The sequence below is a fragment of the Nocardioides sp. S-1144 genome, assembly GCF_005954645.2.
GTDB classification, from domain to species: Bacteria; Actinomycetota; Actinomycetes; order Propionibacteriales; family Nocardioidaceae; genus Nocardioides; species Nocardioides dongxiaopingii.
The window spans coordinates 2434253-2459356 of record NZ_CP040695.2; the positions used below are offsets into that span (position 1 = coordinate 2434253).

Below are 25104 nucleotides of genomic sequence, written 5' to 3' on the forward strand. Positions count from 1 at the left end.
CAAACACAACACAAAGACACACACCAACACGCACACAACCTGCATGCACGCATCAGCGCATAACACTACAAAACATCGCCCACACCATGAGACCCCACCGACAACCCAACCCCCCGTAAGAGGCCGGCACCGATGCGATCACGTGCGGGCGGATGCTCGCGTCCACTATCAACAAGTCAAACACCAAGAAACCAACCAGCCATACCACCCACCCCCACCAACCACTGCCGGTGAGAGCTTTGCTCGGGTGACTGGGCCTGATGTCTCAGGGCCCAACAGTGTGCCAAACCCAACCGATCCGAACACCCACCACCTTCCACACCCACACACCCTCCCCGAAGGAGAACCTGCAAGCAGTACTAACGGTCAGCATCCATCACCGATGGACATTCATCGACGGTTCCACTAGTGAGACACCACCAATGCCACCCAAACCCACCACCACAAGACGCGGCGACTTCGTTGGACGTGCGGGGTGTGTGCTCCTTAGAAAGGAGGTGATCCAGCCGCACCTTCCGGTACGGCTACCTTGTTACGACTTCGTCCCAATCGCCAGCCCCACCTTCGACAGCTCCCCCCACACAAGGTGGTTAGGCCACTGGCTTCGGGTGTTGCCGACTTTCGTGACGTGACGGGCGGTGTGTACAAGGCCCGGGAACGTATTCACCGCAGCGTTGCTGATCTGCGATTACTAGCGACTCCGACTTCATGGGGTCGAGTTGCAGACCCCAATCCGAACTGAGACCGGCTTTTTGGGATTCGCTCCCCCTCACGGGATCGCAGCCCTTTGTACCGGCCATTGTAGCATGCGTGAAGCCCTGGACATAAGGGGCATGATGACTTGACGTCATCCCCACCTTCCTCCGAGTTGACCCCGGCAGTCTCCTATGAGTCCCCAACACCCCGAAGGGCTTGCTGGCAACATAGGACGAGGGTTGCGCTCGTTGCGGGACTTAACCCAACATCTCACGACACGAGCTGACGACAGCCATGCACCACCTGTACACCCCCAAAAGAAGCCCCATCTCTGGAGCGGCAGGGTGTATGTCAAACCCAGGTAAGGTTCTTCGCGTTGCATCGAATTAATCCGCATGCTCCGCCGCTTGTGCGGGCCCCCGTCAATTCCTTTGAGTTTTAGCCTTGCGGCCGTACTCCCCAGGCGGGGCGCTTAATGCGTTAGCTGCGGCACGGAACCCATGGAATAGGCCCCACACCTAGCGCCCAACGTTTACGGTGTGGACTACCAGGGTATCTAATCCTGTTCGCTCCCCACACTTTCGCTCCTCAGCGTCAGAACATTGCCAGAGAACCGCCTTCGCCACCGGTGTTCCTCCTGATATCTGCGCATTTCACCGCTACACCAGGAATTCCGTTCTCCCCTCAATGCCTCAAGTCTGCCCGTATCGAAAGCAAGCACTCGGTTAAGCCCAGTGTTTTCACTCCCGACGCGACAAACCGCCTACGAGCCCTTTACGCCCAATAATTCCGGACAACGCTCGCACCCTACGTATTACCGCGGCTGCTGGCACGTAGTTGGCCGGTGCTTCTTCTCCACCTACCGTCACCCGACTGAACGTCGAGCTTCGTCGATGATGAAAGAGGTTTACAACCCGAAGGCCGTCATCCCTCACGCGGCGTTGCTGGATCAGGCTTCCGCCCATTGTCCAATATTCCCCACTGCTGCCTCCCGTAGGAGTCTGGGCCGTGTCTCAGTCCCAGTGTGGCCGGTCACCCTCTCAGGCCGGCTACCCGTCGAAGCCTTGGTAGGCCATTACCCCACCAACAAGCTGATAGGCCGCGAGCACATCCCCCACCCACAAAAGTTTCCACCAACACCCCATGCGGAGATCGGTCGTATCCGGTATTAGACACCATTTCTAGTGCTTATCCCAGAGTGAGGGGCAGATTACTCACGTGTTACTCACCCGTTCGCCGCTCGTGTACACCGAAGTGCCTTACCGCTCGACTTGCATGTGTTAAGCACGCCGCCAGCGTTCGTCCTGAGCCAGGATCAAACTCTCCGTAGAAACCTCTACAAACAATTCAAACCCGACGACGACACTAGCTTTCGCCAGAATCATTGCCGAAAAAAACCGTCCAAACCCTCAAGAAAGAGGACAGGACATACAAACTAATCCGTCGACTATGACACACTGTTGAGTTCTCAAACATCAGACGCACACGCCCTCAAGATCTTTGCGGGATCCGATCTGGCGCAACCTGTGAAACCTTACCTGGTCTTTCTCACCGCGTCAACCTTGGGTTTCGGCGGCCAGTCCGGCCAGGTGCCGGGCGTGCTGACTCCCATCGTTCTTGGGCCTCCTGGCCCCGACTGGGAGTCGCTCACCGCGACGAAGAGAACGTTAGAGCACGTCCTCCCGTCACGCAAAATCGGGTCCTGCCGAGCGCTCAGAACCGCGTCGTTCCGGGCTCTGCGACGGCCTTCGGGTGCCGCCGGTACGCCGACACGGACGGCTCGCCCGGGAGCCAGAACCGCCACGGCCGGTCCGGAGCGAGGCGCAGACCGGTCCGCGGACCGCGCTCGTAGCGGGCGGGCGGCTCCCCCGTCTCGAGCGTGACCGGACCGCGGCGCAGGTCGCCGCCGCCGTGCGCGAGCCCGATGCCCAGGGTCCGGCACAGCAGGGCCGGCCCGCGCGCCTGGTCGCGCGGGGCGACGCCCGGACGACGACCGGCGACGACCTCGTGGCCGGCGACGACCTCGCCGGCACGGAGCAGCACCGCCGCGGCGGTGCCCTCCTCCCCCACGACCACGTTGGCGCACACGTGCATGCCGTAGCTGAGGTAGCAGTAGAGCGACCCCGCGGGCCCGAACATGATCCGGGTCCGCAGGGTCGGGCCCCGGGAGGCGTGCGACCCCGGGTCGGCGGTGCCGGCGTAGGCCTCCACCTCGGTCAGGCGGACGGCGACCTCGCCGAGCCGGAGCACCGCACCGAGCAGCCTCGGCGCCACGTCCTCGGCGGCGCCGAGCAGCTCAGGCCAGTCGCTCACGGTGGGTGGCCGCCAGCGCCCGGAGCTCGGCCAGCTGCTCGCGGACCCGGACGGGGGCGGTGCCGCCGCGCCCGTCGCGCGAGGCGACCGAGCCCTCGGCGGTGAGCACGAGCCGCACCTGCGGGGTGAGCAGGGGCGAGATCGCGGCGAACTCCTCGTCGGTGAGGCCGTCGAGGTCGGTTCCCCCGGCCTCCGCGGCGCGCACGCACGCCCCGGCCAGCTCGTGGGCGATCCGGAACGGCGTCCCCTCGCGGACCAGCCACTCCGCGACGTCGGTGGCCAGCGAGAACCCCTGGGGCGCGAGCTCGGCCATCCGCCCGGTGTTGTAGACGAGCGTGGCCACCTGGCCCGTGAACGCCGGGAGCAGCACCTCGAGGGTGTCGAGGGAGTCGAAGACCGGCTCCTTGTCCTCCTGCAGGTCGCGGTTGTAGGCCAGCGGCAACGCCTTGAGGGTCGTGAGCAGGCCCGTCAGGTTGCCCACCAGGCGGCCGGCCTTGCCGCGGGCGAGCTCGGAGATGTCGGGGTTCTTCTTCTGCGGCATGATGCTCGACCCGGTCGACCACGAGTCGTGCAGCGTCACGAAGTCGAACTCACGGGTCGCCCAGAGGATGATCTCCTCGGCGAGGCGGGAGATGTCCACGCCCGTCTGGGCGCACACGAAGGCGAACTCCGACACGAAGTCGCGCGAGGCCGTGCCGTCGATGGAGTTGGCGCTGGAGCCGGTGAAGCCCAGCTCGGTGGCCACGAGCACCGGGTCGAGCCCGAGGCTCTGACCCGCCAGCGCCCCCGAGCCGTAGGGCGAGTCCGACACCACCCGGTCGCGCCAGTCGCCGAGCCGGTCGACGTCGCGCAGCAGCGTCCACGCGTGGGCGAGCAGGTGGTGCGAGAGCAGCACCGGCTGGGCGTGCTGGAGGTGGGTGCGGCCCGGCATGATCGCGCCGAGGTGGGTCTCGGCCTGGGCGGCGAGCGCGTCGACGAGGTCCAGGACCAGCCCGGCGACCACCCGGCCGTGGTCGAGCAGGTAGCACCGGAACAGGGTGGCGATCTGGTCGTTGCGGGACCGGCCGGCGCGCAGCTTGCCGCCGACGTCGGCGCCGACCTCCTCGATGAGGAGGCGCTCCAGGGCACCGTGCACGTCCTCGTCGGACTCGGCCGGCCGGAGTCGGCCGGCGGAGAAGGCCGCGGCCAGCGCGTCGAGACCCCGGTGCAGCTCGTTCTCCTCCGGCTCGGTGAGCAGCCCCGCGGCACCGAGCGCCTTGGCGTGGGCGTGCGAGCCGGCGATGTCGTAGAGCGCGAGCCGCCAGTCGAAGTGGGTCGAGCGCGAGAGCCGCTCGAGCTCGGGCGAGGGCCCGCCCTCGAACCGGCCGCCCCACAGCTTGCCCTCGTTGGTCGTGCTGAGCTCGCCCATCAGTCGGTACCGAGCTCCATCGCGGCGGCGTCGAGCGCCTCGTCGCCGGTGCCGCGGGCGGCGTTCGGGTTGGCGGTGATCCGGTCGTAGCCGCCGCTCTCGATCTCGCCGAACAGGGTGCCGTTCTCGACCACCACGTGGCCCTGGTCGTGCGGCTGGTCGGCGTACAGCTCGAGCTTGGCGCGCGAGTCGGCGATGTCGAGGTTGCGCATCGTCAGCTGCCCGATCCGGTCGGTCGGGCCGAACGCGGCGTTCTCGGTGCGCTCCATCGACAGCTTGTCGGGGTGGTAGGAGAACGCCGGCCCGTCGGTGCGCAGGACCGTGTAGTCCTCGCCGCGCCGCAGCCGGATGGTGACCTCGCCGGTCACGACCGAGGCGATCCAGCGCTGGATCGACTCCCGCAGCATCAGGGCCTGCGGGTCGAGCCAGCGGCCCTCGTAGAGCAGCCGGCCGAGCCGCCGTCCCTCCGCGTGGTAGCTGGCGATCGTGTCCTCGTTGTGGATGGCGTTGAGCAGGCGCTCGTAGGCGATCCAGAGCAGCGCCATGCCCGGCGCCTCGTAGATGCCGCGCGACTTGGCCTCGATGATCCGGTTCTCGATCTGGTCGCACATGCCGAGGCCGTGCCGTCCGCCGATGGCGTTGGCGTGGTGCACCAGCTCGACGGCCCCCTCGGGCCCGTCGAACTCCTGGCCGTCGACGGCGACCGGGCGGCCGCGCTCGAAGCGGATGGTCACGTCCTCGGTGTCGATGGCGACCGCGGGGTCCCAGAACTTCACGCCCATGATCGGCTCGACGGTCTCCAGCGAGACGTCGAGGTGCTCGAGGGTCTTGGCCTCGTGCGTGGCGCCCCAGATGTTGGCGTCGGTCGAGTACGCCTTCTCGGTGCTGTCGCGGTAGGGCAGGCCGTTCTCCACCAGCCACTGGCTCATCTCGGCGCGACCGCCGAGCTCGGTGACGAAGTCGGCGTCGAGCCAGGGCTTGTAGATGCGCAGGTTCGGGTTGGCGAGCAGCCCGTAGCGGTAGAACCGCTCGATGTCGTTGCCCTTGAACGTCGAGCCGTCGCCCCAGATGTCGACGCCGTCGTCGTGCATCGCGCGCACCAGGATGGTGCCGGTGACCGCCCGCCCGAGGGGCGTGGTGTTGAAGTAGGTGCGGCCGCCGGAGCGGATGTGGAAGGCGCCGCACGCGAGCGCCGCCAGGCCCTCCTCGACCAGCTGGGGCTTGATGTCGACGTGACGCGCCAGCTCGGCGCCGTACTCGAGCGCGCGGCCGGGGACGCCGGCGATGTCGGGCTCGTCGTACTGGCCGATGTCGGCGGTGTAGGTGCACGGGATCGCCCCCTTGGCCCGCATCCAGGCGACGGCGACGGAGGTGTCGAGACCGCCGGAGAAGGCGATGCCCACCCGCTCGCCGACGGGGAGGGACGTCAGGACCTTGCTCACTGGTGCTCCTTGGGTTCGTGGTGCGTGTCGGTGGGTGCGGCGAGCGACAGGAAGCGGCGGGCGAGCGACTCGCCCCCGTCCGGGTCGCGGCCGATGACCAGGACCGTGTCGTCGCCGGCGATGGTGCCGAGGACGTCGGGCAGCTCGGCCCGGTCGAAGGCGGAGGCCAGGAACTGGGCGGCGCCGGGCGGGGTTCGCAGGACGACGAGGTTGGCGCTGTGGTCGGCGCTGACCAGCAGCTCGCCGCAGAGCCGGGCCAGGCGGGCCACCGCGGCGACGGTCTCCCCCGGCGACTGCAGGCGGCGGTCGCCCCCCTCGCCGGGGACGGCGTAGACCAGCGCCCCGGACGCCGAGCGGACCTTGAGCGCGTCGAGCTCGACGAGGTCGCGCGACAGGGTCGCCTGGGTGACGCGCAGGCCCTCGTCGCCGAGCAGCTCGGCCAGCTCGGCCTGGGAGTGCACCTCGTGGTGGGTGACGAGGTCGACGATCCGCTGGTGGCGGGCGTTCTTGGTGACCGGGACCCGGGCGCTCCCGGTCTGCGCCTGGGCGGTCACCGCGACTCCTCGAGCAGGAACGCGAGCACGGCCTTCTGCGCGTGGCGCCGGTTCTCGGCCTCGTCCCACACCACGCTCTGCGGCCCGTCGAGCACCTCGGCGGCGATCTCCTTGCCGCGGTAGGCCGGCAGGCAGTGCAGCACGATGGCGCCGGGGCGGGCGCGCGCCACCAGGTCGGGGGTCAGCGAGTAGGGCGCGAGCACCGCGGCGCGGGCGTCCTCCTCGGCCTCCTTGCCCATCGAGATCCAGGTGTCGGTGACCACGACGTCGGCACCCTCGACCGCCGTGCCGGGGTCCGGCACGAAGGCCGCGGACCCCCCGGTGGCCGCGGCGATCTCGCAGGCCCGCTCGACCACCGCCGGCTCCGGGGCGTAGCCGTCCGGGGCCGAGACGCGCACGTGCATGCCCGCGGTGGTCCCGGCCAGCAGCCAGGAGCTGCCCATGTTGCAGGCGGCGTCGCCGACGAAGGCGACGGTCCGTCCGGCGAGGCCACCCAGGTGCTCGCGCACGGTGAGCAGGTCGGCGATGAGCTGGCAGGGGTGGAACTCGTCGGTGAGCGCGTTCACGACCGGGACGCCGGCGTGCGCGGCCATCGTGTCGAGGTCGGTCTGGTGGAAGGTGCGCCAGACGACGACCGCCACCTGGCGCCCGAGCACGCGCGCGACGTCCTCGACGGACTCGCGGACGCCGATGCCGGCGAGCCGGCCCTCGACGAGCAGCGGGTTGCCGCCCAGCTCGGCGATGCCGGCGCCGAAGGAGACCTGGGTGCGCAGGGTCGGCTTGTCGAAGATCATCGCGACCGAGCGCGGGCCGGCCAGCGGCCGCCGCGAGTACGGGAGGGCCTTCATCTCGGCGGCGAGGTCGAGCAGCCGCGCCTGCTCGGCGGGCGTGAGGTCGTCGTCGCGCAGGAAGTGGCGGGTCGTCACGGGCCCTCCCCCGTCGCGTCGTCGAGGATCGCCGGCCACGCCGCCAGGAACGCGGTGACGTCGTCGTCGGTGAGGACGAGCGGCGGGGCGAGCCTGATCCGCCGCGGCGTCGGGTTGTTGACGATGAAGCCGTGCGCGAGGGCGGCCGCGGCCACCTCGGCGGAGACGTCGGAGGCCAGGTCGAGACCGATCAGCAGGCCCTCGCCGCGCACCTCGGTGACCCGGGGGTCGGCGCCCAGGCCGTCGCGCAGCCGGCGGCCGAGCAGCGTGGCGCGCTCGAGCAGTCCCTCGGCCTCGATCGTGGCGAGGACGGCGAGCGCGGCCGCGCAGGCGACCGGGTTGCCACCGAACGTGGAGCCGTGGTTGCCGGGCTGGATGAGGTCGGCGCTCGCGCCCAGCGCGAGGCAGGCGCCGATCGGGAAGCCGCCGGCCAGCCCCTTGGCCAGGGTGACGACGTCGGGCACCACGCCGCTGCGGTGGTGCTCGAACCAGAGGCCCGTGCGGCCGGCGCCGGTCTGGATCTCGTCGAACCACAGCAGCGCGCCGTGCTCGGTGGTGATCTCGCGGGCGCGGGCCAGGTAGCCGTCCGGCGGGACGACGACGCCGGCCTCACCCTGGATCGGCTCGAGCAGGACGGCGGCGGTCTGGTCGGTGACCGCGGCGGCCAGCGCCTCCGCGTCGCCGTACGGGACGAAGGTGACGTGACCCGGCAGCGGCTCGAACGGCGTCCGGTAGGCCTCCTTGGAGGTCAGCGCCAGCGCTCCCATGGTGCGGCCGTGGAACCCGCCCTCGGCGGCGACCACGTGGGTGCGGCCGGTGCGCCGGGTGAGCTTGAACGCCGCCTCGACCGCCTCGGTGCCGGAGCTGGTGAAGAAGACCTTGCCGGGGGCCGCCCCCGGGACGGGCGCCGGGGCGCCGCCCGTGACCAGCGCGAGGAGGGTCTCGGCCAGCTCGACCTGCGGGGGGCTGGCGAAGAAGTTGGAGATGTGGCCGAGGGTCGACAGCTGGGCGGTGACGGCCTCGACGAGGGCGGGGTGGCCGTGGCCCAGGGCGTTGACGGCGATGCCGCCGAGCAGGTCGACGTACTCGGTGCCGTCGGTGTCCCACACGTGGGCGCCGGCGCCCCGGGCGAGGGTGAGCCGCGGGGGGCCGAAGGCGTTCATCAGCGACGCGGCGTGGCGGGTCCCCCAGGCCTGGTCGGTCGCGACGTCACTCACCGGCGTCCCTCGCCTTCCGGGTCTTGGTCTCGACGCCGGGCAGCACCTGCGTGCCGACGCCCTCCTGGGTGAACAGCTCGAGCAGCACCGCGTGGGCCTCGCGGCCGTCGACCACGGTCGCGCGCGGGACGCCGCCCTGGACCGCCTGGAGGCAGGCCTTCATCTTCGGGACCATGCCGCTGGCCAGCGTCGGGAGGATCTCGGCGAGCGCCTCGGGGCTGATCTCGCCGATCACGTCCTCCGAGCTGGGCCAGTCGAGGAACAGCCCCTCGACGTCGGTCAGGACGAGCAGCTTCTCGGCGCCGAGCGCGAGGGCGAGCGACGCGGCCGCCGAGTCGGCGTTGACGTTGTGGACCACGCCGTCGGCGTCGGGCGCGACGCTCGAGACCACCGGGATCCGGCCGGCGCCGATGATGTCGAGCACCGCCTCGGGGCGCACGTGGGTGACCTCGCCGACCAGACCGAGGTCGACCTCCTCGCCGTCGACGACGGTGTTGGTGGGCGTGGCGGTGAAGAGCTGGGCGTCCTCGCCCGAGAGCCCCACCGCGAGCGGGCCGTGCTCGTTGATCAGGCCGACGAGCTCGCGCTGCACCTTGCCGACGAGCACCATCCGCACGACGTCCATCGCCTCCGGCGTGGTGACCCGCAGGCCGCCGCGGAACTCCGACTCGATGCCGAGCTGGTCGAGCATCGCCGAGATCTGCGGTCCGCCGCCGTGGACGACGACGGGCTTGAAGCCGGCCAGCCGCAGGAACACGACGTCCTCGGCGAAGGCGCGCTTGAGCGTGTCGTCGGTCATGGCGTTGCCGCCGTACTTCACCACCACGATCTTGCCGTGGTAGCGCTTCAGCCAGGGCAGCGCGCCGGCGAGGGTGCGGGCCTTGGCGGGGTCCGGGCGCGAGGGGTCGGGCCGGGTCGGGTCGTTCGCTGTGGTGTTCATGAGGAGTAGGCGCTGTTCTCGTGGACGTAGGCGTGGGTGAGGTCGTTGGTCCAGACGGTGGCGCGCTCGCCGCCGGCCTTGAGGTCGATCGTCACGCTGACCTCGCGAGGGGCGAGGTCGACGAGGGCGGGGTCCTCGGCCGGCGTCGAGCTCCGGCAGACCCAGACGCCGTTCATGGCGACGTCGAGGTCGGCGGGGTCGAAGGCCGCGGACGTCGTCCCGAGGGAGGCCAGGACGCGGCCCCAGTTGGGGTCCTTGCCGAAGACCGCGGCCTTGAAGAGGTTGCTGCGCGCGACGCTGCGCCCGACCTCGACGGCGTCGTCGGTGGTGGCGGCGTTGACCGTCGTGATCGCGATCTCGTGGTCGGCGCCCTCGGCGTCGCGGAGCAGCTGCATCGCCAGGTCGGTGCAGAGCTGGGTGAGGGCCTCGGTGAAGTCGGGCAGCGACGGCGTGATGCCGCTGGCGCCGGAGGCGAGCACGGTGACGGTGTCGTTGGTCGACATGCAGCCGTCGGAGTCGAGCCGGTCGAAGCTGACCCGGGTCGCCGCCCGCAGCGCGGCGTCGAGGTCGGCGGCCGGGACGACGGCGTCGGTGGTGACCACGACGAGCATGGTTGCGAGCTGCGGCGCGAGCATGCCCGCGCCCTTGGCCATGCCGCCGATGCTCCAGCCGGCGCCCTCGACGACGGCCTGCTTGCTGACCGAGTCGGTGGTCATGATCGCGTGGGCGGCGTCGTCGCCGCCGTCGGGCGAGAGCGCGGCGTGCGCGGCGTCGACGCCGGCGAGGAGGTCCTCGCGGGAGTTGGCCAGGCCGATGAGCCCGGTCGAGCAGACGACGACGTCGACCGCCCCGACGCCGACGGTCGCGCCGACGCGCTCGGCGACCGCGTGGGTGGTCTGGAAGCCCTCGGGGCCGGTGTAGCAGTTGGCGCCGCCGGAGTTGAGGACGACCGCGCGCACGATGCCGTCCTTGACGACCTCCTGGCTCCACAGCACGGGGTTCGCCTTGCAGCGGTTGGCGGTGAAGACGCTGGCGGAGTCGAAGGTCGGGCCGTGGTTGACGACGAGGGCGAGGTCCTTGGCGCCGGTGGACTTGAGCCCGGCGGCGACGCCGGCCGCCGAGAAGCCGGCGGGGGTGGTGATGCTCATGGTGAGCTCCTGGTCGGGGTGGGTCAGGCGGGCGTGGCGAGGGCGACGGTGTGCCCTCGTCGTCGCCACGCCTCGCCGGCCCGCTCGGCGGCGTCGGCGGAGACCAGCACCCACACGTGGTCGTAGGCGGTGAGCACCTGGACCGCGATCGACTCCTCGGCCAGCGGCTCGAGCAGCCCGACCAGCAGGCCCGCGGTGTCGGCGGCGCCGGCCGCGCCCGCGGCCTGGAAGCCGATCAGGCCGCGCACGCCCGGCACCTTCTTCGGCACGCTGCGCCCGGCGCAGACGACCGTGGTCGCGGCCGCGGTCGCGGTGATCGAGAAGATCGAGGACGACTCGGCCCACTCGGGGATGTCGGCGCCCGCGGCGAGCTTGAGGACGGCGATCTTCTCGGGGAACTGCTCGATGGTGAGCAGGCCTCCCCCGGTGCCGTCGCCGGTGCTGTCGGTCGGGGTGTCGTTCGGGGTGTCGGTCGGGTTGTCGGTGCTCATGGCGCGAGTCCTACTGTCGTCAGGCCGAGGGTCTCCTCGAGACCCAGGGCGAGGTTGAGGCACTGCACGGCGGCGCCGCCGGTGCCCTTGGCGAGGTTGTCGACGGCGCCGACGGCCACCAGCCGGCCGGCGGCCTCGTCGACGGTGACCTGGAGGTGCACGGCGTTGGACCCGAGCACCGACTGCGTCTGGGGCCACGACCCGGGCGGCAGGACGTGCACGAACGGCTCGTCGGCGTAGGCCTCGACGTAGGCGGCGTGCGCGTCGTCGGCGGTGGTGGTGGCGCTCGCGGCGAGCGGGGCCGAGCAGGTGGCCAGGATCCCGCGCGACATCGGCACGAGCAGCGGCGTGAAGCTGACCCGGACGACGCCGTCGCCGGCGAGGGGCTGGAGGTTCTGGGTGATCTCGGGCGTGTGGCGGTGCACCCCGCCGACGCCGTAGGCGCTGGCGTTGCCCATCACCTCGCTGCCGAGCAGGTGGGTCTTGGCGGCCTTGCCGGCGCCGCTGGTGCCCGAGGCGGCGACGACCACGAGGTCGGGCTCGACCAGGCCCGCGGCGAGCGCCGGGGCCAGGGTCAGCGACGACACGGTCGGGTAGCAGCCGGGGACGGCGATCCGCCGCGCGCCGCGCAGCGCCTCGCGCCGGCCGGGGAGCTCGGGGAGCCCGTAGGCCCAGGTGCCGGCGTGCGGGCCGCCGTAGAACCTCTCCCACGCGGCGGGGTCCTCGAGCCGGAAGTCGGCGCCGCAGTCGATGACCACGACGTCGTCGTCGAGCGCCTCGGCGATCACCGCGGACTGCCCGTGCGGCAGGGCCAGAAAGACGACGTCGTGGCCGGCGAGGACCTCGATCGTGGTCGGCTCCAGCACCCGGTCGGCCAGGGGCACCAGGTGCGGCTGGAGCGGGCCGAGGGTCTCGCCGGCGTTCGAGCCGGCCGTCAGGGCGCCGATCTCGACCGCGGGGTGGGCCAGCAGGAGCCGCAGGACCTCGCCCCCGGCGTACCCGCTGGCGCCCGCGACAGCTACGCGCGACTTCGTCGTCATGCGCATGACAATACAGACCGGTGAATGTTCATGCACACCGGGGTCCGACCAAGCCGACAAAGTGGGGGCGCCCGTCGGCGCCCGCACCTACCGTGGCGCCATGACCCGTCTCACCTTCCCGGCCTACCTCGACCATATCCGCTCGGAGTCCGCGCGGCTCGAGGCCGTGCTCGCCGCCTGCGACCCGGAGGCCCGGGTGCCGGCCTGCCCCGACTGGAGCGCCGACGACCTGCTGTGGCACCACTCCGAGGTGCAGTGGTTCTGGAGCGAGGTCGTCCGGCGACGCCCGGGCGGTCCGCCCGACGACGAGCTCCGGCGCGGCCGCGCCGACACGCACGCCGGGCTGGTGGAGCAGCACGCCGAGAGCTCGGCCTCGCTGGTCGACGCGCTGTCGCGGGCCGATCCCGCCGAGGCCGCCTGGACCTGGGCCCCCGAGCAGACCGTGGGCTTCACCTACCGCCGCCAGGCCCACGAGTCGCTGATCCACCGCCTCGACGCCGAGCAGGCCGCCGGCGTCGCGTCTCCGCTCGACCCGGCGCTGGCCGCCGACGGCGTCGCCGAGCTGCTGGAGGTGATGTACGGCGGCGAGGCGCCCGGGTGGGGGCGGATCGAGCCCGGCGTCCAGCACGTGCGCCTCGACCTCACCGACACCGGCCACGCCCTCTGGACCCAGCCGTGCACCTTCCTCGGCACCCACCCCGAGTCCGGGAAGGTCTACGACGGGCCGCACGTGCTGCTCGTCGCCGACCCCGGCACCGAGCCGGACGCCGTCGTCTCCGGCACCGCGGCCGACCTCGACGCGTGGCTGTGGAAGCGGCGCGAGCGCGACGCGGTCACGGTCGAGGGCGACCCCGCGGCGTTCGCCGCCCTGCTCGCCGCGGTCGGCCCGCCGCTGGACTGAGGCCCCCGGTCCTCCTCGGGCTCAGGGGCGCTCGGGGGCCGGGCGGAACCAGTGCTGCGGGGCCGGCGCGGTGTTGGTCCAGACGTGCTTGGTCTCGCGGTACTCGTCGAGGCCGGCCGCGCCGAGCTCGCGCCCGATGCCGGACTGCTTGTAGCCGCCCCACTCGGCCTGCGCGACGTAGGGGTGGTAGTCGTTGACCCACACCGTCCCCACCCGCAGCCGCGCCGCCACCCGCTGCGCCAGCGCCTCGTCGGCGGTCCACACGGCCCCGGCCAGGCCGAAGATGGAGTCGTTGGCCAGGGCCACCGCCTCGTCCTCGTCGACGAAGGTCTCCACGGTGAGCACCGGCCCGAACGACTCCTCCGACGTCACCGACATCGACGAGGTGCACCCGTCCAGGACGGTCGGCAGGTAGTAGAACCCGTCGGCCAGCGCCGGGTCGTCCGGACGTCGTCCGCCACAGCGCAGCACCGCGCCCTCGGCGATGCCGGCCGCGACGTGGGCCTCGACCTTGTCGCGGTGCGCCGCGCTCGTGAGCGGGCCGGTCTCGGCCTGCTCGTCGAAGGGTCCCCCGAGCCGGATCCGCCCGGCGCGGGCGACGAGCTCGTCGACGAAGCGGTCGTGCAGGTCCTCCTGGACCAGGAGTCGGGCCCCGGCCGAGCAGACCTGGCCGGAGTGCAGGAACACCGCGGTGAGGGCGAGGTCGAGGGCGGCCTCGAGGTCGGCGTCCGCGAAGACGATGTTGGGGTTCTTGCCACCGAGCTCGAGCGCCACCTTCTTCACCGTGCCGGACGCCGCGGCCATCAGCTGCTTGCCCGTGCCGAGCCCACCGGTGAACGACAGCAGGTCGACGCGGGGATCCTCCGCGAGCGGGGCGCCGGCGGCCGGGCCGGCCCCGAGCACGAGGTTGGCCACGCCCGGCGGGACGCCGGCCTCCTCGAGGATCCGCACGAGGTGGATCGCGGTGTGCGGGGTGAGCTCGCTCGGCTTGAGGACGAACGTGCACCCGGCGACCAGGGCCGGCGCGACCTTCCACGACGTCTGGAGCAGCGGGTAGTTCCACGGCGTGATCAGCCCGCAGACGCCGACCGGCTCGTGCACCACGACGGAGCGGACGTCGGGGCGACCGGTGTCGACGGTGCGTGGCTCGTCGCTGACGACCGTGGCGTAGTGCCGGAACACCGAGACCACGTCGTCGACGTCGTACCCGCTCTCGACCAGGCGCTTGCCGGTGTCGAGGGACTCGGCGCGCGCGATCGCCGCCCGGTCGCGCTCGAGCAGGTCGGCGACGCGGGTGAGCACCGCCGCCCGCTCCGCGATGGGCAGGCCCGGCCACGGGCCCTGGTCGAAGGCCTCGCGGGCGGCGCCGATCGCGGCGAGGGTGTCGGGCGTCGAGGCCTCGTCGACGGTGCCGACCAGGGACCCGTCGGCCGGGCAGCGGACCTCCCGCGTCCCTCCCCCGGAGGCGGCACGCCACCGGCCGCCGATGAACAGGTCGGGCACGGCTAGCGCTGCACGGCGCCGCACCGCTCCACGGCCGCGGCGACCGCGGCGTCGCGGGCGGCACTGGTCTCGGGCTCGGTGAGGGTGCGGTCGGGGGCACGGAAGCGCAGGGCGAAGGCCAGCGAGCGCCGGCCGCTGCCGACCTGCTCACCGGTGTAGACGTCGAAGAGCCGGATCGACTCGAGCAGGTCGCCGGCCCCGGCCCGCAGGGCGTCCTCGACCGCGGCGACGGTGACGGCGTCGTCGACGACGAGGGCGACGTCCTCCTTGGCGAGCGGGTAGGACGAGAACGACGGCCCCGGGACGACGTCGCGGGCCCCGGCCAGCACGACGCCGAGGTCGAGCTCGACCGCGGCGCTGCGCCTCGGCAGGCCGAACGCGGCGCAGACCTTCGGGTGCAGCTCGCCGGCGTGCCCGACGGTATGCCCGACGGTATGCCCGCCGACCAGCACCTCCGCGCAGCGACCGGGGTGCCACGGCGCCCGGACGGCGGCGCGGGTCTCGACGACCAGCCCGAGCTCGTCGCCCAGGCGGCGGACCACGGCGAGGGCGTCGGACCAGGAGGACTCGCGACCGCTGCCCCACCAGCCGGCGCGCTCGCGCTCGCCGGCCAGGACGACCCCGAGGTGCAGCGGCTGCGCCGGGATGGCGGCGTAGAGCTGGGCGAGCTCCTCGTCGGTGGGTCGGCGGTCGACGCCGTGGATCGGGGCCGGCCCGTGCTCGGCCGGGAACGCGACGGTGCCGGTCTCGAAGAGCGCGACGCCGGGGGCCCCGCGACCCAGGTTGCGGGCCGCGGCCCGCACCAGGCCGGGCAGCAGGGTGGTCGTGTAGCCCGGCTCCTCCGCGGAGATCGGGTTCGCGAGCCGCACGGTGCGGCGGCGCGGGTCGTCGGCGGGCAGGCCGAACTGGTCGAGGACGGCGTCACCGACGAACGGGAAGCTGATCACCTCGACGAGCCCGGCCCCGGCCAGGGTGCGCCCGGCCCGGCGCCGCAGCCGCTGCTCGCGCGTCAGCCCGCGTCCGGCGCCCGGCGTCGGGAGCACCGAGGGCACCTGGTCGTAGCCGACCACCCGGGCGACCTCCTCGACCAGGTCGTGGGGGTCGGTGAGGTCGGGACGCCACGGCGGCGGGGTGACGGTGAGCAGGGTGCCGGCCCCGGCCCCGGCCCCGGCCTCGGACCCGTCGCCCGTCTCGTCGACGATGCAGCCGACGGCGCGCAGGTGCGCCACCGTCGTCTCGCGCGGGACCGACATCCCGGTGATCCGCTCGGGCAGGTCGGAGGCCATGTCGATCGTCGGCTGCGCGGGTGCGGAGCCGACGACGGTGACGCCGGGCGCGGCGGTGCCGCCGCCGTGGGTCGTGAGCAGCTCCACGACGCGGTCGGCGGCCGCCTCGGTGACGGTCGGGTCGACCCCGCGCTCGTTGCGCTTGCCGGCCTCGGAGGAGATCTTGTGGCGCTTGCCGGTGCGGAACACCGAGACGGCGTCCCAGTGAGCGGCCTCGACCAGCACGCGGGTGGTGGCCTCGGTGATCTCGGTCTCCGCGCCACCCATGACGCCGCCGAGGCCGATGATCCCGGAGTCGTCGGTGACGACCAGGTCGCCGGGCGCGAGGGTGCGCCTGGTCCCGTCGAGGGTGGTCAGCCGCTCCCCCGCGGTGGCGCGCCGGACGCCGAGGGGGCCGGTGAGCCGGTCGGCGTCGTAGCCGTGGATCGGCCGGCCGAGCTCGAGCATCACGTAGTTGGTGACGTCGACGGCCAGGGAGATCGGTCGCATCCCGGCCTGGACGAGGCGCTGGGCCATCCAGTCGGGCGTCGCGGCCGTCGGGTCGAAGCCCTCGACGAGCCGGGCGACGAAGAGCGGGCAGCCCTCGGCGTCCTGGACGTCGACCGGGTACCCGTCGGCGTTCGCCGTCGGGAGCGCGCGGCCGCCGAGGTCGGCGGGGTCGGTGAAGGCGGCACCGAAGCCGAGGGCGGCGTCGCGGGCGATGCCGCGCAGGCTCAGGGCGTAGGCGCGGTCGGGGTTGATCTCGAACTCGATGACGTCGTCGTGCAGCCCGAGCACGTCGAAGGCGTCGGTGCCCGGCTCGCCGGCGTCGGCCGGCAGCACGATGATGCCGTCGTGCTCGGTGCTGATCCCGAGCTCGGCGGCCGAGCAGATCATCCCGGCCGAGACGTGGCCGTAGGTCTTGCGCGCCGAGATCGCGAAGCCGCCCGGCAGCACGCCGCCGGGCAGGACGACGACGACCAGGTCGCCGACGTCGAAGTTGTGCGCGCCGCAGACGATGCCCTGGGGCTCGCCGGTGCCGTTGGCGGCGCCGACGTCGACGGTGCACCAGTTGATGGTCTTGCCGTTCTTCTGCGGCTCGGGCTCGCGGGTGAGCACGCGGCCCACCACGAGCGGCCCGGTGATCTGGTCACCGGGGGCCTCGATCGCCTCGAGCTTGAGGCCGAGGGCGGTCAGGCGTGCCGCGAGCTGCTCGGTGGTGACGTCGGCCGGCAGGTCGACGTACTCGCGGATCCAGGAGACGGGGGCCTTCATCAGAGTTCCGATCCGAAAGCGGTGGTGAAGCGGACGTCGCCCTCGAAGAGGTCGCGGAGGTCGGCGATGCCGTGGCGGAACATCAGCGTGCGGTCGATGCCCATCCCGAAGGCGAAGCCGGTGTAGCGGTCGCTGTCGACGCCGCAGGCGCGCAGCACCCGCGGGTTGACCACGCCGCAGCCGCCCCACTCGATCCAGCCCTCGCCGCGACAGGTGCGGCACACGTCGGTGCCCTCGGCGTTCAGCGCGGTGCCGCGGCACACGAAGCAGACCAGGTCGACCTCGGCGGACGGCTCGGTGAAGGGGAAGAACGACGGGCGGAAGCGCGTCACGATGCCGTCGCCGAACATCGCGGTCGCGAAGTGGTCCAGGGTCCCCTTGAGGTGGGCCATGGTGATGCCCTCGTCGATCGCGAGCCCCTCGACCTGGTGGAAGACCGGGCTGTGCGTGGCGTCGTACTCGTCGGTGCGGAAGACCCGGCCGGGGCAGACGACGTAGATGGGGGGCGTGCGGGTGAGCATGGTGCGCGCCTGCACCGGCGAGGTGTGGGTGCGCAGCACGACGCCGTTGTCGGACGGGTCGGTCCAGAACGTGTCCTGCATGGTGCGCGCCGGGTGGTCGGGGCCGAGGTTGAGCGCGTCGAAGTTCAGCCACTCGGCCTCGATGACGGGACCCTCGGCGACCTCCCAGCCCATCGCGACGAAGATGTCGGCGATCAGCTCGGAGCCGGTGGTGACGGGGTGCCGCGCACCCGCGGGCACCCGGTCGGTGGGCAGGGTGACGTCGACGGTCTCCTCGGCCAGCATCCGCTCCTCGTGCTCGGCCTCGAGCACGACCTGGCGGGCGGCGAGCGCCTTGCCGACGGCCCCCCGGGCCTGACCCACGCGCTGGCCGGCCTCCTTGCGGGCCTGGGGCGGCAGCGCGCCGATCTCACGGTTGGCCAGGGCCAGCGCGGACCGGTCACCGGTGTGCTCGATCCGCACCTGCTTGAGCGCGTCGAGGTCGGCGGCCGCGCCGATGGCGGCCAGGGCCGCGTCGCGGGCCGCGTCGACCTCGTCGGGCTTCAAGGTGCTGACCTCCACGGGGTCGTAGTCGGTGTTCGGTCCTGACATGGTGGTGAGTCTAGGAACGACGCACCCCGGGCCGCGAACCGGTTCCACCGTCCCGCCCCGCGGCCCCCGCCCCGCCCGTACGGTGGCGGCGTGCGCCTCCTGGTCCAGCTCGTGCGGTTCGCGTGGCTCGAGGCCCAGTCGTGCCTGTTCGCGGTCGCGCTGTTCGCGGGCCTGGTCGTGGCGCACGTCGTCCCGCTGCCGCTGGCCCGCTACGACGCGCTGCTGGTGTGGTGCGTCGTGGTGACCCTCGGGTTCTGGGCGCTCGGCCTCGAGACCTGGCGCGAGGTGCTGGTGGTCGTCGCCTTCCACCTCGTCGGTCTCGCCCTCGAGGTCTTCAAGGTCGGCGTCGGGTCGTGGTCCTACCCCGAGGAGGCCGTGTCGAAGGTGGGGGGCGTCCCGCTGTTCGCCGGCTTCATGTACGCCGCGGTGGGCTCCTACGTCTGCCAGGCGTGGCGTCGCCTCGACCTCCGGGTCAGCGGGTTCGACGCCGTGCCCGCGACGGTGGTCGCGGTGGCGATCTACGCGAACTTCTTCACCCACCACTGGATCGCCGACCTCCGCGTGCCGCTCGCGGTGGTGGGGCTCGTCGTCCTGCGCCGCGCCTGGGTGGGCTTCTCGGTCGGCGGTGCGCGCCACCGGATGCCGCTGGCCCTCTCGTTCGTGCTCATCGGGCTGTTCCTGTGGGCGGCCGAGAACCTCGCGACCTACCTCGGCGCCTGGGCCTACCCCGGTCAGCTCGACGGGTGGGAGGTGGTGCACGCCGCCAAGATCGGGTCGTGGGCGCTCCTGGTCACGATGAGCTTCGTGCTGGTCGCCGGGCTCAAGCGGTGGGAGGGCGAGCTGTACGCGGTGGTGCACCAGCCGGTGGCCCGGGCCCGCCGTCCGGCCCGCCCGCGTGCTGCCGCAGCGCCGCCTCCGCCCGGCTGACCAGCTCGGCGCGCAGGCCGGACGGCGCGAGCAGCTCGACGTCGCCGGCGAAGGTGAGCAGCAGCCCGATCGCCTGGAACCGGGTGCGCACCACCAGCCGGAGCCGGGTGCGGGGGTCGCCGGCGACCGGAGGCAGGTCGAGCGCCCCCTCTCCCGTGGCGACCTGGAACGTCGCCAGCCGCCGGAACAGGGCGAGCGCCGCGGGGGCCACGGCGACGTCCAGCTCGACCGACTCCCCGACCTCCATGCTGCGCCGCGAGGCCTCCCACTCGGCGGCCAGGTCGAGGTCGGCCGGGCGGGGCCGGCTCGGCGAGGACGACGGCGTCCTGGATCCGCGAGACCCGGTAGGTGCGCCGGCGCCCGCGGTGCGCGGCCAGCAGGTACCAGCGGCCGGCGTTCTCGACCAGGCCGTACGGGTCGACGGTGCGGGTGCCCTCGCTGCCGTCGGCGGCGGCGTAGCGGATCCGCAGCCGGCGTGCGGTGGTCGCGGCCTCCCGCAGCAGCGGGCAGCACCGGCACCTGCTCGGCGGCGGCGAACCACCGGCGCCGGTCGACCACGAGGACGGCGGCCAGGGCGTCGGCCTCGTCGAGGGTGCCGCTGGGCACGGTGAGCGCGAGCTTGGCCAGGGCGTTGCCCAGCTCGGGGCCGAGGCCGAGCTCGCTGGTGGCCCCGCGGGCGCCGCCGAGGAAGAGCGCCTGCGCCTCGCGGGTCGTCAGGCCGCTGGCGTCGCTGCGGTAGCCGGGCAGCAAGGAGCACCCGCCGCCGCGGCCACGCTGGAGGTAGACCGGCACGCCGGACGCCGAGAGTGCCTCCATGTCGCGCAGGACGGTCCGCTCGGAGACCTCGAGCAGCTCTGCGAGCCGCGCCGCGGGCAGTCGGCCGTGCCGCTGGAGCAGGTGCAGGAGGCGGAGCAGGCGGTCGGCGCGCACGCCCCGATCCTGCCAGCAATACCTGACAGCAGATGTCGGGTATTGCTGGCCAGACTGCTGGCATGACCACCGACAGCAACACCCGCACCGACTCCAGCACCGACTCCCACACCGACTCCCACACCGACGACCACACCGACACCGGCACCGATCCCCGCGCCCTCGTCCTCGCCGCCGCCGCCCAGGCGCGCGACCGCATCGAGCGGGTCCGGGCCGCCGACCTCGACCGGCCCACCCCGTGCGACGGCTGGACCGTCCGGGACCTGCTCTCGCACCTGCTGGCGGTCGCCGACCGGATCCCGGCGCTCCTGCGCGGGGGCGACCCCCGGCTGCTGCCGCGCACGGTCGACGGCGTCGCCGACGACGGCTGGGCGGCGGCCTGGACCGCCCGCGAGCCGGAGCTCGCCGCCGCGCTCGCCGAGCCCGACGTCCTCGGGCGCACCGTCACCCACCCGGCCGGCCCGATGCCCGCGGCCGGCGCGATGCTGGCCTACACCAGCGAGCTCTGCACCCACGCCTGGGACCTCGCGGCCGCGCTCGGTGACACCACCGGCTTCGACGACCGCCTCGCCGAGCCGTGCCTGGCGCCGCTGCGGGCGTTCCTGCCCCCGGAGGTCCGCGGTGCCGACGAGGTCCCGTTCGGGGCCGTCGTGCCGGTCGACGACGACCGGCCCGCCACGGAGCGGCTGGTCGCCTGGTACGGGCGCGACCCGAGGTGGCGCCCCTGAGGGTCGGGGCCGACCCGGCGGCGGCCGCCTCGCTAGCCGAGCTCGGCCGGCACCCCGGGCCACGTCGAGGTCAGCAGGGCCCCGCCACCGGGGGCGTCGTCGACGGTGACGGTGCCGCGGTGGGCGCGGACCAGCCCGTTGACGATGTAGAGCCCGAGACCCGAGCCGCCCCCGGTGCTGGTCCAGAACTTGGTGAAGACCCGGCGCCGCAGCTCGCGCGCGATCCCCTCCCCCTCGTCGGCGACGGTGACCTGCACGCCCGGCGGCCCGTCGGCGGGGCCCGGGACCGCGGGGACGGGCTGACGGGTCACCGAGACCCGCACGACGCCGTCGCCGTGGCGCACGGCGTTCTCGACGAGGTTCGTGACGACCTGGACGAACTTGTCGGGGTCGACCATCACCGGCGGCAGGTCGGCGTCCTGCTCGAGGCGGATCTCGGTGGCGGTGCCGGCGGCGACGGAGTCGACGACCCGGCTCACCAGCGCCCCGGCGTCGGCCGGGCGCGGGTAGAGCTGGAGCCGGCCGGTGTCGATGCGGGCGACGTCGAGCAGCTCGGCGATGAGCCGGCTGAGCCGGTCGGAGTCGGCGTTGACGGTCTGCAGCATCAGCAGCTTCTGGTCGTCGTTCAGCTTGTCCCAGCGGTTGATCAGCGCCTGGACGAAGCCCTTCACGCCGGTCAGCGGCGAGCGCAGCTCGTGGGCCACGGTGGCGACGAGGTCGGAGCGCTCGCGGTCGAGCCGGGCCCGCCCGCGCCCGGAGCGCAGCGTGATCGCCATCGAGGTGACCGGTCCCAGCCGCTCGGCGCGGTGCAGGCGTGCGGCGACCAGCACCTCGGTGCCGTCGGGCAGCAGCCAGGACTGCTCGGGGACGCCGGTGCGGGTCCGCAGCCCCTCGAAGGGCCGGTTGTGGGTCGCCCAGTCGGCGGCCTGGCCCTGGAGTCGCACCACCTCGGGCAGCGGCCGCCCGCGGGCGTCGTCGGGATCGGTGCCGAGCATCCGCGCGGCGAGCGAGGAGACCAGCGTGACGACGCCGTCGCCGTCGGTGACCACGACGCCGTCCGGCAGGGTGTCGGCGAGGCGCTGGTCGGTCACGGGGCCACGATAGGGCGTCACGAACGGGCCCGGGGCGCGTTCACCCGGGGCTCAGCGGTGGTGCCGGGCCGACTCGTAGAGGCACAGCGCGGCGGCGGTCGAGAGGTTCAGGCTCTCGACACGGCCGTGGATCGGGATCCGCACCCGGTGGTCGGCGAGCGCGGCGAGCTCCTCCGGCAGCCCCCAGGCCTCGTTGCCGAGGAGCCAGGCGGTCGGGGCCGCCAGCGTGTCGGCGGCGGCCGGGTCGTGCAGGTCGAGCTCGCCGGCGCCGTCGGCGGCCAGCACGGTGAGCCCCGCTGCCCGGGCGGCCCGGACGGCGGCCGCGGGGTCGGGCTCCACGGCGAGCGGGAGGTGGAAGACGCTGCCGACGCTGGCCCGCAGGGTCTTCGGGTTGTAGAGGTCGACCGAGTGCCCGGCGAGGACGACGGCGTCCGCGCCCGCGGCGTCGGCGGTGCGGACGACGGTCCCGGCGTTGCCGGGATCACGCACGTCGGCGCAGATCGCGACCAGCCGCGGCGTCCCGTCGAGCACGTGCTCGAGCGGTCGGTCGACGAAGCGGCACAGCGCGACGACGCCGGCCGGGCTGACGGAGTCGCTCAGCGAAGCCATCGCCCGGTCCTCGACCAGGGTGACCTCGGTGCTCGGCGGGACCAGCCCGGCGCCGGCGGGCGTCGCGAAGACCTCGACGACGCACCCGGGCAGCGCGAGCGCTCCCTCGACGGCCTTGGGGCCGTCGACGAGGAAGAGCCGCCGCTCGGAGCGTTCCGAGCGGCGGCTGAGCTTCCGGATGTCCTTCAGACGGCCGTTGCCGGCTGCCAGCGGGACGTTCAGGCCGAGACCTTAGGCGCGTTGACGTCCTCGGGCAGGGCGGCCTTGGCGGCCTCGACGAGCACGTTGAACGCGGCGACGTCGTTGACGGCCAGGTCGGCGAGGATCTTGCGGTCGACCTCGATGCCGGCCAGGTTGAGGCCCTGGATGAAGCGGTTGTAGGTCAGGCCCTGCGCGCGGGCAGCAGCGTTGATCCGCTGGATCCACAGGCGACGGAAGTTGCCCTTGTTCTTCTTGCGGTCGTTGTAGCTGTAGACCAGCGAGTGGGTGACCTGCTCCTTGGCCTTGCGGTACAGGCGCGAGCGCTGGCCGCGGTAACCGCTGGCCCGCTCGAGGGTGACCCGACGCTTCTTGTGGGCGTTCACTGCGCGCTTGACGCGTGCCATCTTCGTACTCCTTGCTCAGAATGCTCGGTGCTGGTGGGTGGTGCGAGGGTCAGATGCCGAGCATCTTCTTGGCGCGCTTGTTGTCGGCCTTGGCCACCTCGACGGTGCCGGTCAGGCGACGCGTGACCTTCGAGGCCTTCTTCTCCAGGTTGTGCCGCTTGCCGGCCTTCTCCCGCAGGATCTTGCCCGAGCCGGTGACCTTGAAGCGCTTACCGGCGCCGCTGTGGCTCTTGTTCTTCGGCATGACTGTTCTCCTCTTGGTGGTGCTCGTCGTACGTCCCGGGCCGCGGCGGCGGCACCGGTCAGTCTGGTCGGGTCTCAGGCCTCGATCTCGGGATCGAGGTTCTCGGAACGGCCACGCTCGCGCTTCTTCGCCACCGGTCCGGCGGCGTGGGCGGCGTCGCGCTCGGCCTGCTCCTCGGCGACGACCGCGGCGCGCTCGGCCTCCTTCTCGGCCTTCTGCACGGCGTGGTCGAGCTTGGCCTCGGCCTTCTTCTTGTGCGGGCCCAGGACCATGATCATGTTGCGGCCGTCCTGCTTGGGCGACGACTCGACGAAGCCCAGCTCGGTGACGTCCTCGGCCAGGCGCTGCAGCAGCCGGAACCCGAGCTCGGGACGGTGCTGCTCGCGGCCGCGGAACATGATGGTGATCTTGACCTTGTCGCCGGCCTTGAGGAACCGGACGACGTGGCCCTTCTTGGTCTCGTAGTCGTGCGCGTCGATCTTGGGACGAAGCTTCATCTCCTTGATGATCACGTTCGTCTGGTTCCGGCGCGCCTCACGAGCCTTCTGGGCGTTCTCGTACTTGAACTTGCCGTAGTCCATGAGCTTGCAGACCGGCGGTCGGGCCATGGGGGCGATCTCGACGAGGTCGAGGTCGGCTTCCTGGGCGAGGCGCAGCGCGTCGGCCGTCGGCACGATGCCGACGGTCTCGCCGCTGGGTCCCACGAGCCGGACCTCCTGTACGCGGATCCGGTCGTTGATGCGGAGCTCGGTGCTGATGGGTCCTCCAGTAGTCAGACAGCAGGTGGCGCGGCAGCCCTGAACGAAGAGATCAGGAAAAACAGAGAAGGCTTCCGCGATATGACGTCAGCGGAAGCCAGCCACGACCACCTGACCCTGCTCAGCGTGCATGGTGTGCACGAGTGCGAGGCCGGAGCCTTTGAACCGGACCCGACGACCTGTGGAGCGTGCGGTCGGTGCGGGTGGGAGATGATCGAACCTGGTCTCCGCTTGTAGAGCAGCGGCCACACGGGTGCGGTCACTGCTCGGTCAACACGTAATGCTAGGGCACGATTCCCGGCTCGCCGAATCGGGCCGGGTCCGGCGCGATCCAGGCCAGGTCCTCCCCCACCCGGGCCAGCGTCCAGCCGGCCGCGAGGGCACGGAGGTGGTCGCCCTCGACGACGACGCGGACCGGCCCGGCGAGGTCGAGCAGCAACGCCGCCGCCCCCTCCTGGACCGCCGCCAGCGCCGCCGTCCGCGCGGCGACGGGCACCGGCCGGGCCTCGGGGTTCCAGGTCGCGAGCGACGCCGTCGAGGAGAAGCCGAGCAGCCCGCGCCGGCCGTCGGCGCCCTGCACGAGGACGGCGGCCATGTCGCTGGTCTTGTCGTGGGCCAGGCCGCGCTCGTCGAGCTCGACCTCGCCGGCCACCGCGACCACGGGAACCAGCACGCGGGAGGACTGGAGGGCGGCCAGCACCCCACCCAGCGCGGCCGGGGACGCCGGGTCCTCGGCGTAGGCGCTGAGCGCCGCCGTCAGCGCGGGGTCGGCCGCGCCGGTGTCGTCCGGGAACGCCGGGGCCAGCAGCTGGCGCCCGTCGGCTGCCTGGTGGTCGGTCACGGTGAGCCATCCTCCCACCGCGGCCGCGGCGGGTCACATCACGCGAGGTCGCGACACCGCGACCCCCGACACCCCGGCACCAGTGGCGGCACGAGGGGCGGCACGAGGGGCGGCACGGGGCGGCCGGCGCCCGTCGCGAT

General features: G+C 72.6%; 23 protein-coding genes, 1 rRNA gene and 2 pseudogenes. 3 read left to right on the plus strand and 23 right to left on the minus strand.

Annotation, left to right across the window (positions count from 1 at the left end; translation table 11 throughout):
- Positions 1-490 precede the first annotated feature (490 nt).
- From FE634_RS11440 to argC, 11 genes are all read right to left on the minus strand, one after another.
- Positions 491-2027 (minus strand): 16S ribosomal RNA (locus FE634_RS11440).
- A gap of 382 nt (positions 2028-2409) precedes the next feature.
- Positions 2410-3009 carry a DNA-3-methyladenine glycosylase gene (locus FE634_RS11445; protein ID WP_138875939.1) on the minus strand — a complete coding sequence of 200 codons (600 nt, stop codon included), beginning with the start codon at positions 3007-3009 and terminating at the stop codon, positions 2410-2412.
- Positions 2993-4417, minus strand: a complete 1425-nt coding sequence (gene argH / locus FE634_RS11450) for an argininosuccinate lyase (RefSeq protein WP_137295018.1) — start codon at positions 4415-4417, stop codon at positions 2993-2995. The genes FE634_RS11445 and argH overlap by 17 nt, the downstream gene beginning before the upstream one ends.
- Entirely contained in the window at positions 4417-5859 is a 1443-nt protein-coding gene (gene argG, locus FE634_RS11455) for an argininosuccinate synthase (RefSeq protein WP_137295019.1), read from the minus strand. Before argG ends, argH begins: the two co-directional genes overlap by 1 nt.
- The gene (locus FE634_RS11460; RefSeq protein ID WP_137295020.1) at positions 5856-6413 is read right to left on the minus strand and encodes an arginine repressor; all 558 of its coding nucleotides are present in this window, start codon (positions 6411-6413) and stop codon (positions 5856-5858) included. Before FE634_RS11460 ends, argG begins: the two co-directional genes overlap by 4 nt.
- The gene (argF, locus tag FE634_RS11465; protein ID WP_137295021.1) at positions 6410-7339 is read right to left on the minus strand and encodes an ornithine carbamoyltransferase; all 930 of its coding nucleotides are present in this window, start codon (positions 7337-7339) and stop codon (positions 6410-6412) included. Before argF ends, FE634_RS11460 begins: the two co-directional genes overlap by 4 nt.
- Positions 7336-8502 (minus strand): acetylornithine transaminase, encoded by a 1167-nt coding sequence (locus FE634_RS11470; protein WP_148240995.1) that lies wholly within the window; start codon positions 8500-8502, stop codon positions 7336-7338. Before FE634_RS11470 ends, argF begins: the two co-directional genes overlap by 4 nt.
- 46 nt (positions 8503-8548) lie before the next feature.
- Positions 8549-9496, minus strand: coding sequence for an acetylglutamate kinase (gene argB / locus FE634_RS11475; protein ID WP_137295022.1), 948 nt, complete (start codon positions 9494-9496; stop codon positions 8549-8551).
- A complete protein-coding gene (argJ, locus tag FE634_RS11480) occupies positions 9493-10644 on the minus strand; it encodes a bifunctional glutamate N-acetyltransferase/amino-acid acetyltransferase ArgJ (protein ID WP_137295023.1) in 1152 nt (383 codons plus the stop codon). Before argJ ends, argB begins: the two co-directional genes overlap by 4 nt.
- 23 nt (positions 10645-10667) lie before the next feature.
- A complete protein-coding gene (locus FE634_RS11485) occupies positions 10668-11135 on the minus strand; it encodes an ACT domain-containing protein (protein WP_138875940.1) in 468 nt (155 codons plus the stop codon).
- Positions 11132-12175 (minus strand): N-acetyl-gamma-glutamyl-phosphate reductase, encoded by a 1044-nt coding sequence (gene argC, locus FE634_RS11490; RefSeq protein WP_187366679.1) that lies wholly within the window; start codon positions 12173-12175, stop codon positions 11132-11134. The genes FE634_RS11485 and argC overlap by 4 nt, the downstream gene beginning before the upstream one ends.
- Before the next feature lie 100 nt (positions 12176-12275).
- Here argC and FE634_RS11495 point away from each other — a divergent pair, with 100 nt between their 5' ends.
- Entirely contained in the window at positions 12276-13076 is an 801-nt protein-coding gene (locus tag FE634_RS11495; protein ID WP_138875942.1) for a maleylpyruvate isomerase family mycothiol-dependent enzyme, read from the plus strand.
- Between the two features lie 21 nt (positions 13077-13097).
- Here the strand turns inward: FE634_RS11495 and FE634_RS11500 are convergent, their stop codons facing one another.
- From FE634_RS11500 to pheS, 3 genes are read right to left on the minus strand one after another with little or no spacing between them, the layout of a single operon-like run.
- Positions 13098-14579, minus strand: coding sequence for an aldehyde dehydrogenase family protein (locus FE634_RS11500; RefSeq protein WP_138875943.1), 1482 nt, complete (start codon positions 14577-14579; stop codon positions 13098-13100).
- Positions 14580-14581: 2 nt separating this feature from the next.
- Positions 14582-17119 (minus strand): phenylalanine--tRNA ligase subunit beta, encoded by a 2538-nt coding sequence (gene pheT / locus FE634_RS11505; protein ID WP_138875944.1) that lies wholly within the window; start codon positions 17117-17119, stop codon positions 14582-14584.
- Positions 17119-18231 (minus strand): phenylalanine--tRNA ligase subunit alpha, encoded by a 1113-nt coding sequence (gene pheS / locus FE634_RS11510; protein ID WP_137295029.1) that lies wholly within the window; start codon positions 18229-18231, stop codon positions 17119-17121. The genes pheT and pheS overlap by 1 nt, the downstream gene beginning before the upstream one ends.
- A gap of 90 nt (positions 18232-18321) precedes the next feature.
- Here pheS and FE634_RS11515 point away from each other — a divergent pair, with 90 nt between their 5' ends.
- The gene (locus FE634_RS11515; protein WP_222847571.1) at positions 18322-19158 is read left to right on the plus strand and encodes a DUF817 domain-containing protein; all 837 of its coding nucleotides are present in this window, start codon (positions 18322-18324) and stop codon (positions 19156-19158) included.
- On the opposite strand, the gene FE634_RS21920 is transcribed toward FE634_RS11515, so the two are convergent.
- From FE634_RS21920 to FE634_RS21635, 3 genes and pseudogenes are all read right to left on the minus strand, one after another.
- The gene (locus tag FE634_RS21920) at positions 19052-19405 is read right to left on the minus strand and encodes a WYL domain-containing protein (RefSeq protein WP_262347394.1); all 354 of its coding nucleotides are present in this window, start codon (positions 19403-19405) and stop codon (positions 19052-19054) included. The genes FE634_RS11515 and FE634_RS21920 overlap by 107 nt on opposite strands.
- Before the next feature lie 130 nt (positions 19406-19535).
- Positions 19536-19661 (minus strand): annotated as a pseudogene (locus FE634_RS21925) (WYL domain-containing protein); the annotation flags it as partial.
- A 316-nt stretch (positions 19662-19977) separates the two neighbouring features.
- Positions 19978-20088, minus strand: a pseudogene (locus FE634_RS21635) (AsnC family transcriptional regulator); the annotation flags it as partial.
- Between the two features lie 62 nt (positions 20089-20150).
- Here FE634_RS21635 and FE634_RS11525 point away from each other — a divergent pair.
- On the plus strand, positions 20151-20816 hold the full coding sequence (locus FE634_RS11525; RefSeq protein ID WP_187366680.1) for a TIGR03086 family metal-binding protein: 666 nt from the start codon (positions 20151-20153) through the stop codon (positions 20814-20816).
- Between the two features lie 32 nt (positions 20817-20848).
- Here FE634_RS11525 and FE634_RS11530 read toward each other — a convergent pair whose 3' ends face one another.
- From FE634_RS11530 to FE634_RS11555, 6 genes are all read right to left on the minus strand, one after another.
- Positions 20849-21907: a sensor histidine kinase gene (locus FE634_RS11530; RefSeq protein WP_148240608.1), complete on the minus strand. Its 1059-nt coding sequence runs from the start codon at positions 21905-21907 to the stop codon at positions 20849-20851.
- Positions 21908-21958: 51 nt separating this feature from the next.
- A complete protein-coding gene (locus FE634_RS11535) occupies positions 21959-22738 on the minus strand; it encodes a TrmH family RNA methyltransferase (RefSeq protein WP_138875947.1) in 780 nt (259 codons plus the stop codon).
- Complete coding sequence (gene rplT, locus FE634_RS11540; protein ID WP_137295033.1) at positions 22735-23121, minus strand: 50S ribosomal protein L20; 387 nt, start codon at positions 23119-23121, stop codon at positions 22735-22737. The genes FE634_RS11535 and rplT overlap by 4 nt, the downstream gene beginning before the upstream one ends.
- A 49-nt stretch (positions 23122-23170) precedes the next feature.
- Positions 23171-23365 carry a 50S ribosomal protein L35 gene (gene rpmI / locus FE634_RS11545; RefSeq protein WP_137295034.1) on the minus strand — a complete coding sequence of 65 codons (195 nt, stop codon included), beginning with the start codon at positions 23363-23365 and terminating at the stop codon, positions 23171-23173.
- Between the two features lie 74 nt (positions 23366-23439).
- A complete protein-coding gene (gene infC / locus FE634_RS11550; RefSeq protein WP_134768482.1) occupies positions 23440-24141 on the minus strand; it encodes a translation initiation factor IF-3 in 702 nt (233 codons plus the stop codon).
- A 265-nt stretch (positions 24142-24406) separates the two neighbouring features.
- On the minus strand, positions 24407-24964 hold the full coding sequence (locus tag FE634_RS11555) for an SseB family protein (RefSeq protein WP_138875948.1): 558 nt from the start codon (positions 24962-24964) through the stop codon (positions 24407-24409).
- Positions 24965-25104: the final 140 nt, after the last annotated feature.

What these genes read in the sequence shown, in the direction of transcription:
- rplT (WP_137295033.1), bottom strand. Translation starts at nt 23,121, where the DNA reads ATGGCACGCGTCAAGCGCGCAGTGAACGCCCACAAGAAGCGTCGGGTC.
- argH (WP_137295018.1), bottom strand. Translation starts at nt 4,417, where the DNA reads ATGGGCGAGCTCAGCACGACCAACGAGGGCAAGCTGTGGGGCGGCCGG.
- FE634_RS11485 (WP_138875940.1), bottom strand. Translation starts at nt 11,135, where the DNA reads ATGAGCACCGACAACCCGACCGACACCCCGAACGACACCCCGACCGAC.
- argC (WP_187366679.1), bottom strand. Translation starts at nt 12,175, where the DNA reads ATGACGACGAAGTCGCGCGTAGCTGTCGCGGGCGCCAGCGGGTACGCC.
- pheT (WP_138875944.1), bottom strand. Translation starts at nt 17,119, where the DNA reads ATGAAGGCCCCCGTCTCCTGGATCCGCGAGTACGTCGACCTGCCGGCC.
- FE634_RS11495 (WP_138875942.1), top strand. Translation starts at nt 12,276, where the DNA reads ATGACCCGTCTCACCTTCCCGGCCTACCTCGACCATATCCGCTCGGAG.
- rpmI (WP_137295034.1), bottom strand. Translation starts at nt 23,365, where the DNA reads ATGCCGAAGAACAAGAGCCACAGCGGCGCCGGTAAGCGCTTCAAGGTC.
- FE634_RS11525 (WP_187366680.1), top strand. Translation starts at nt 20,151, where the DNA reads ATGACCACCGACAGCAACACCCGCACCGACTCCAGCACCGACTCCCAC.
- pheS (WP_137295029.1), bottom strand. Translation starts at nt 18,231, where the DNA reads ATGTCAGGACCGAACACCGACTACGACCCCGTGGAGGTCAGCACCTTG.
- FE634_RS21920 (WP_262347394.1), bottom strand. Translation starts at nt 19,405, where the DNA reads ATGGAGGTCGGGGAGTCGGTCGAGCTGGACGTCGCCGTGGCCCCCGCG.
- FE634_RS11470 (WP_148240995.1), bottom strand. Translation starts at nt 8,502, where the DNA reads ATGAACGCCTTCGGCCCCCCGCGGCTCACCCTCGCCCGGGGCGCCGGC.
- argB (WP_137295022.1), bottom strand. Translation starts at nt 9,496, where the DNA reads ATGAACACCACAGCGAACGACCCGACCCGGCCCGACCCCTCGCGCCCG.
- argJ (WP_137295023.1), bottom strand. Translation starts at nt 10,644, where the DNA reads ATGAGCATCACCACCCCCGCCGGCTTCTCGGCGGCCGGCGTCGCCGCC.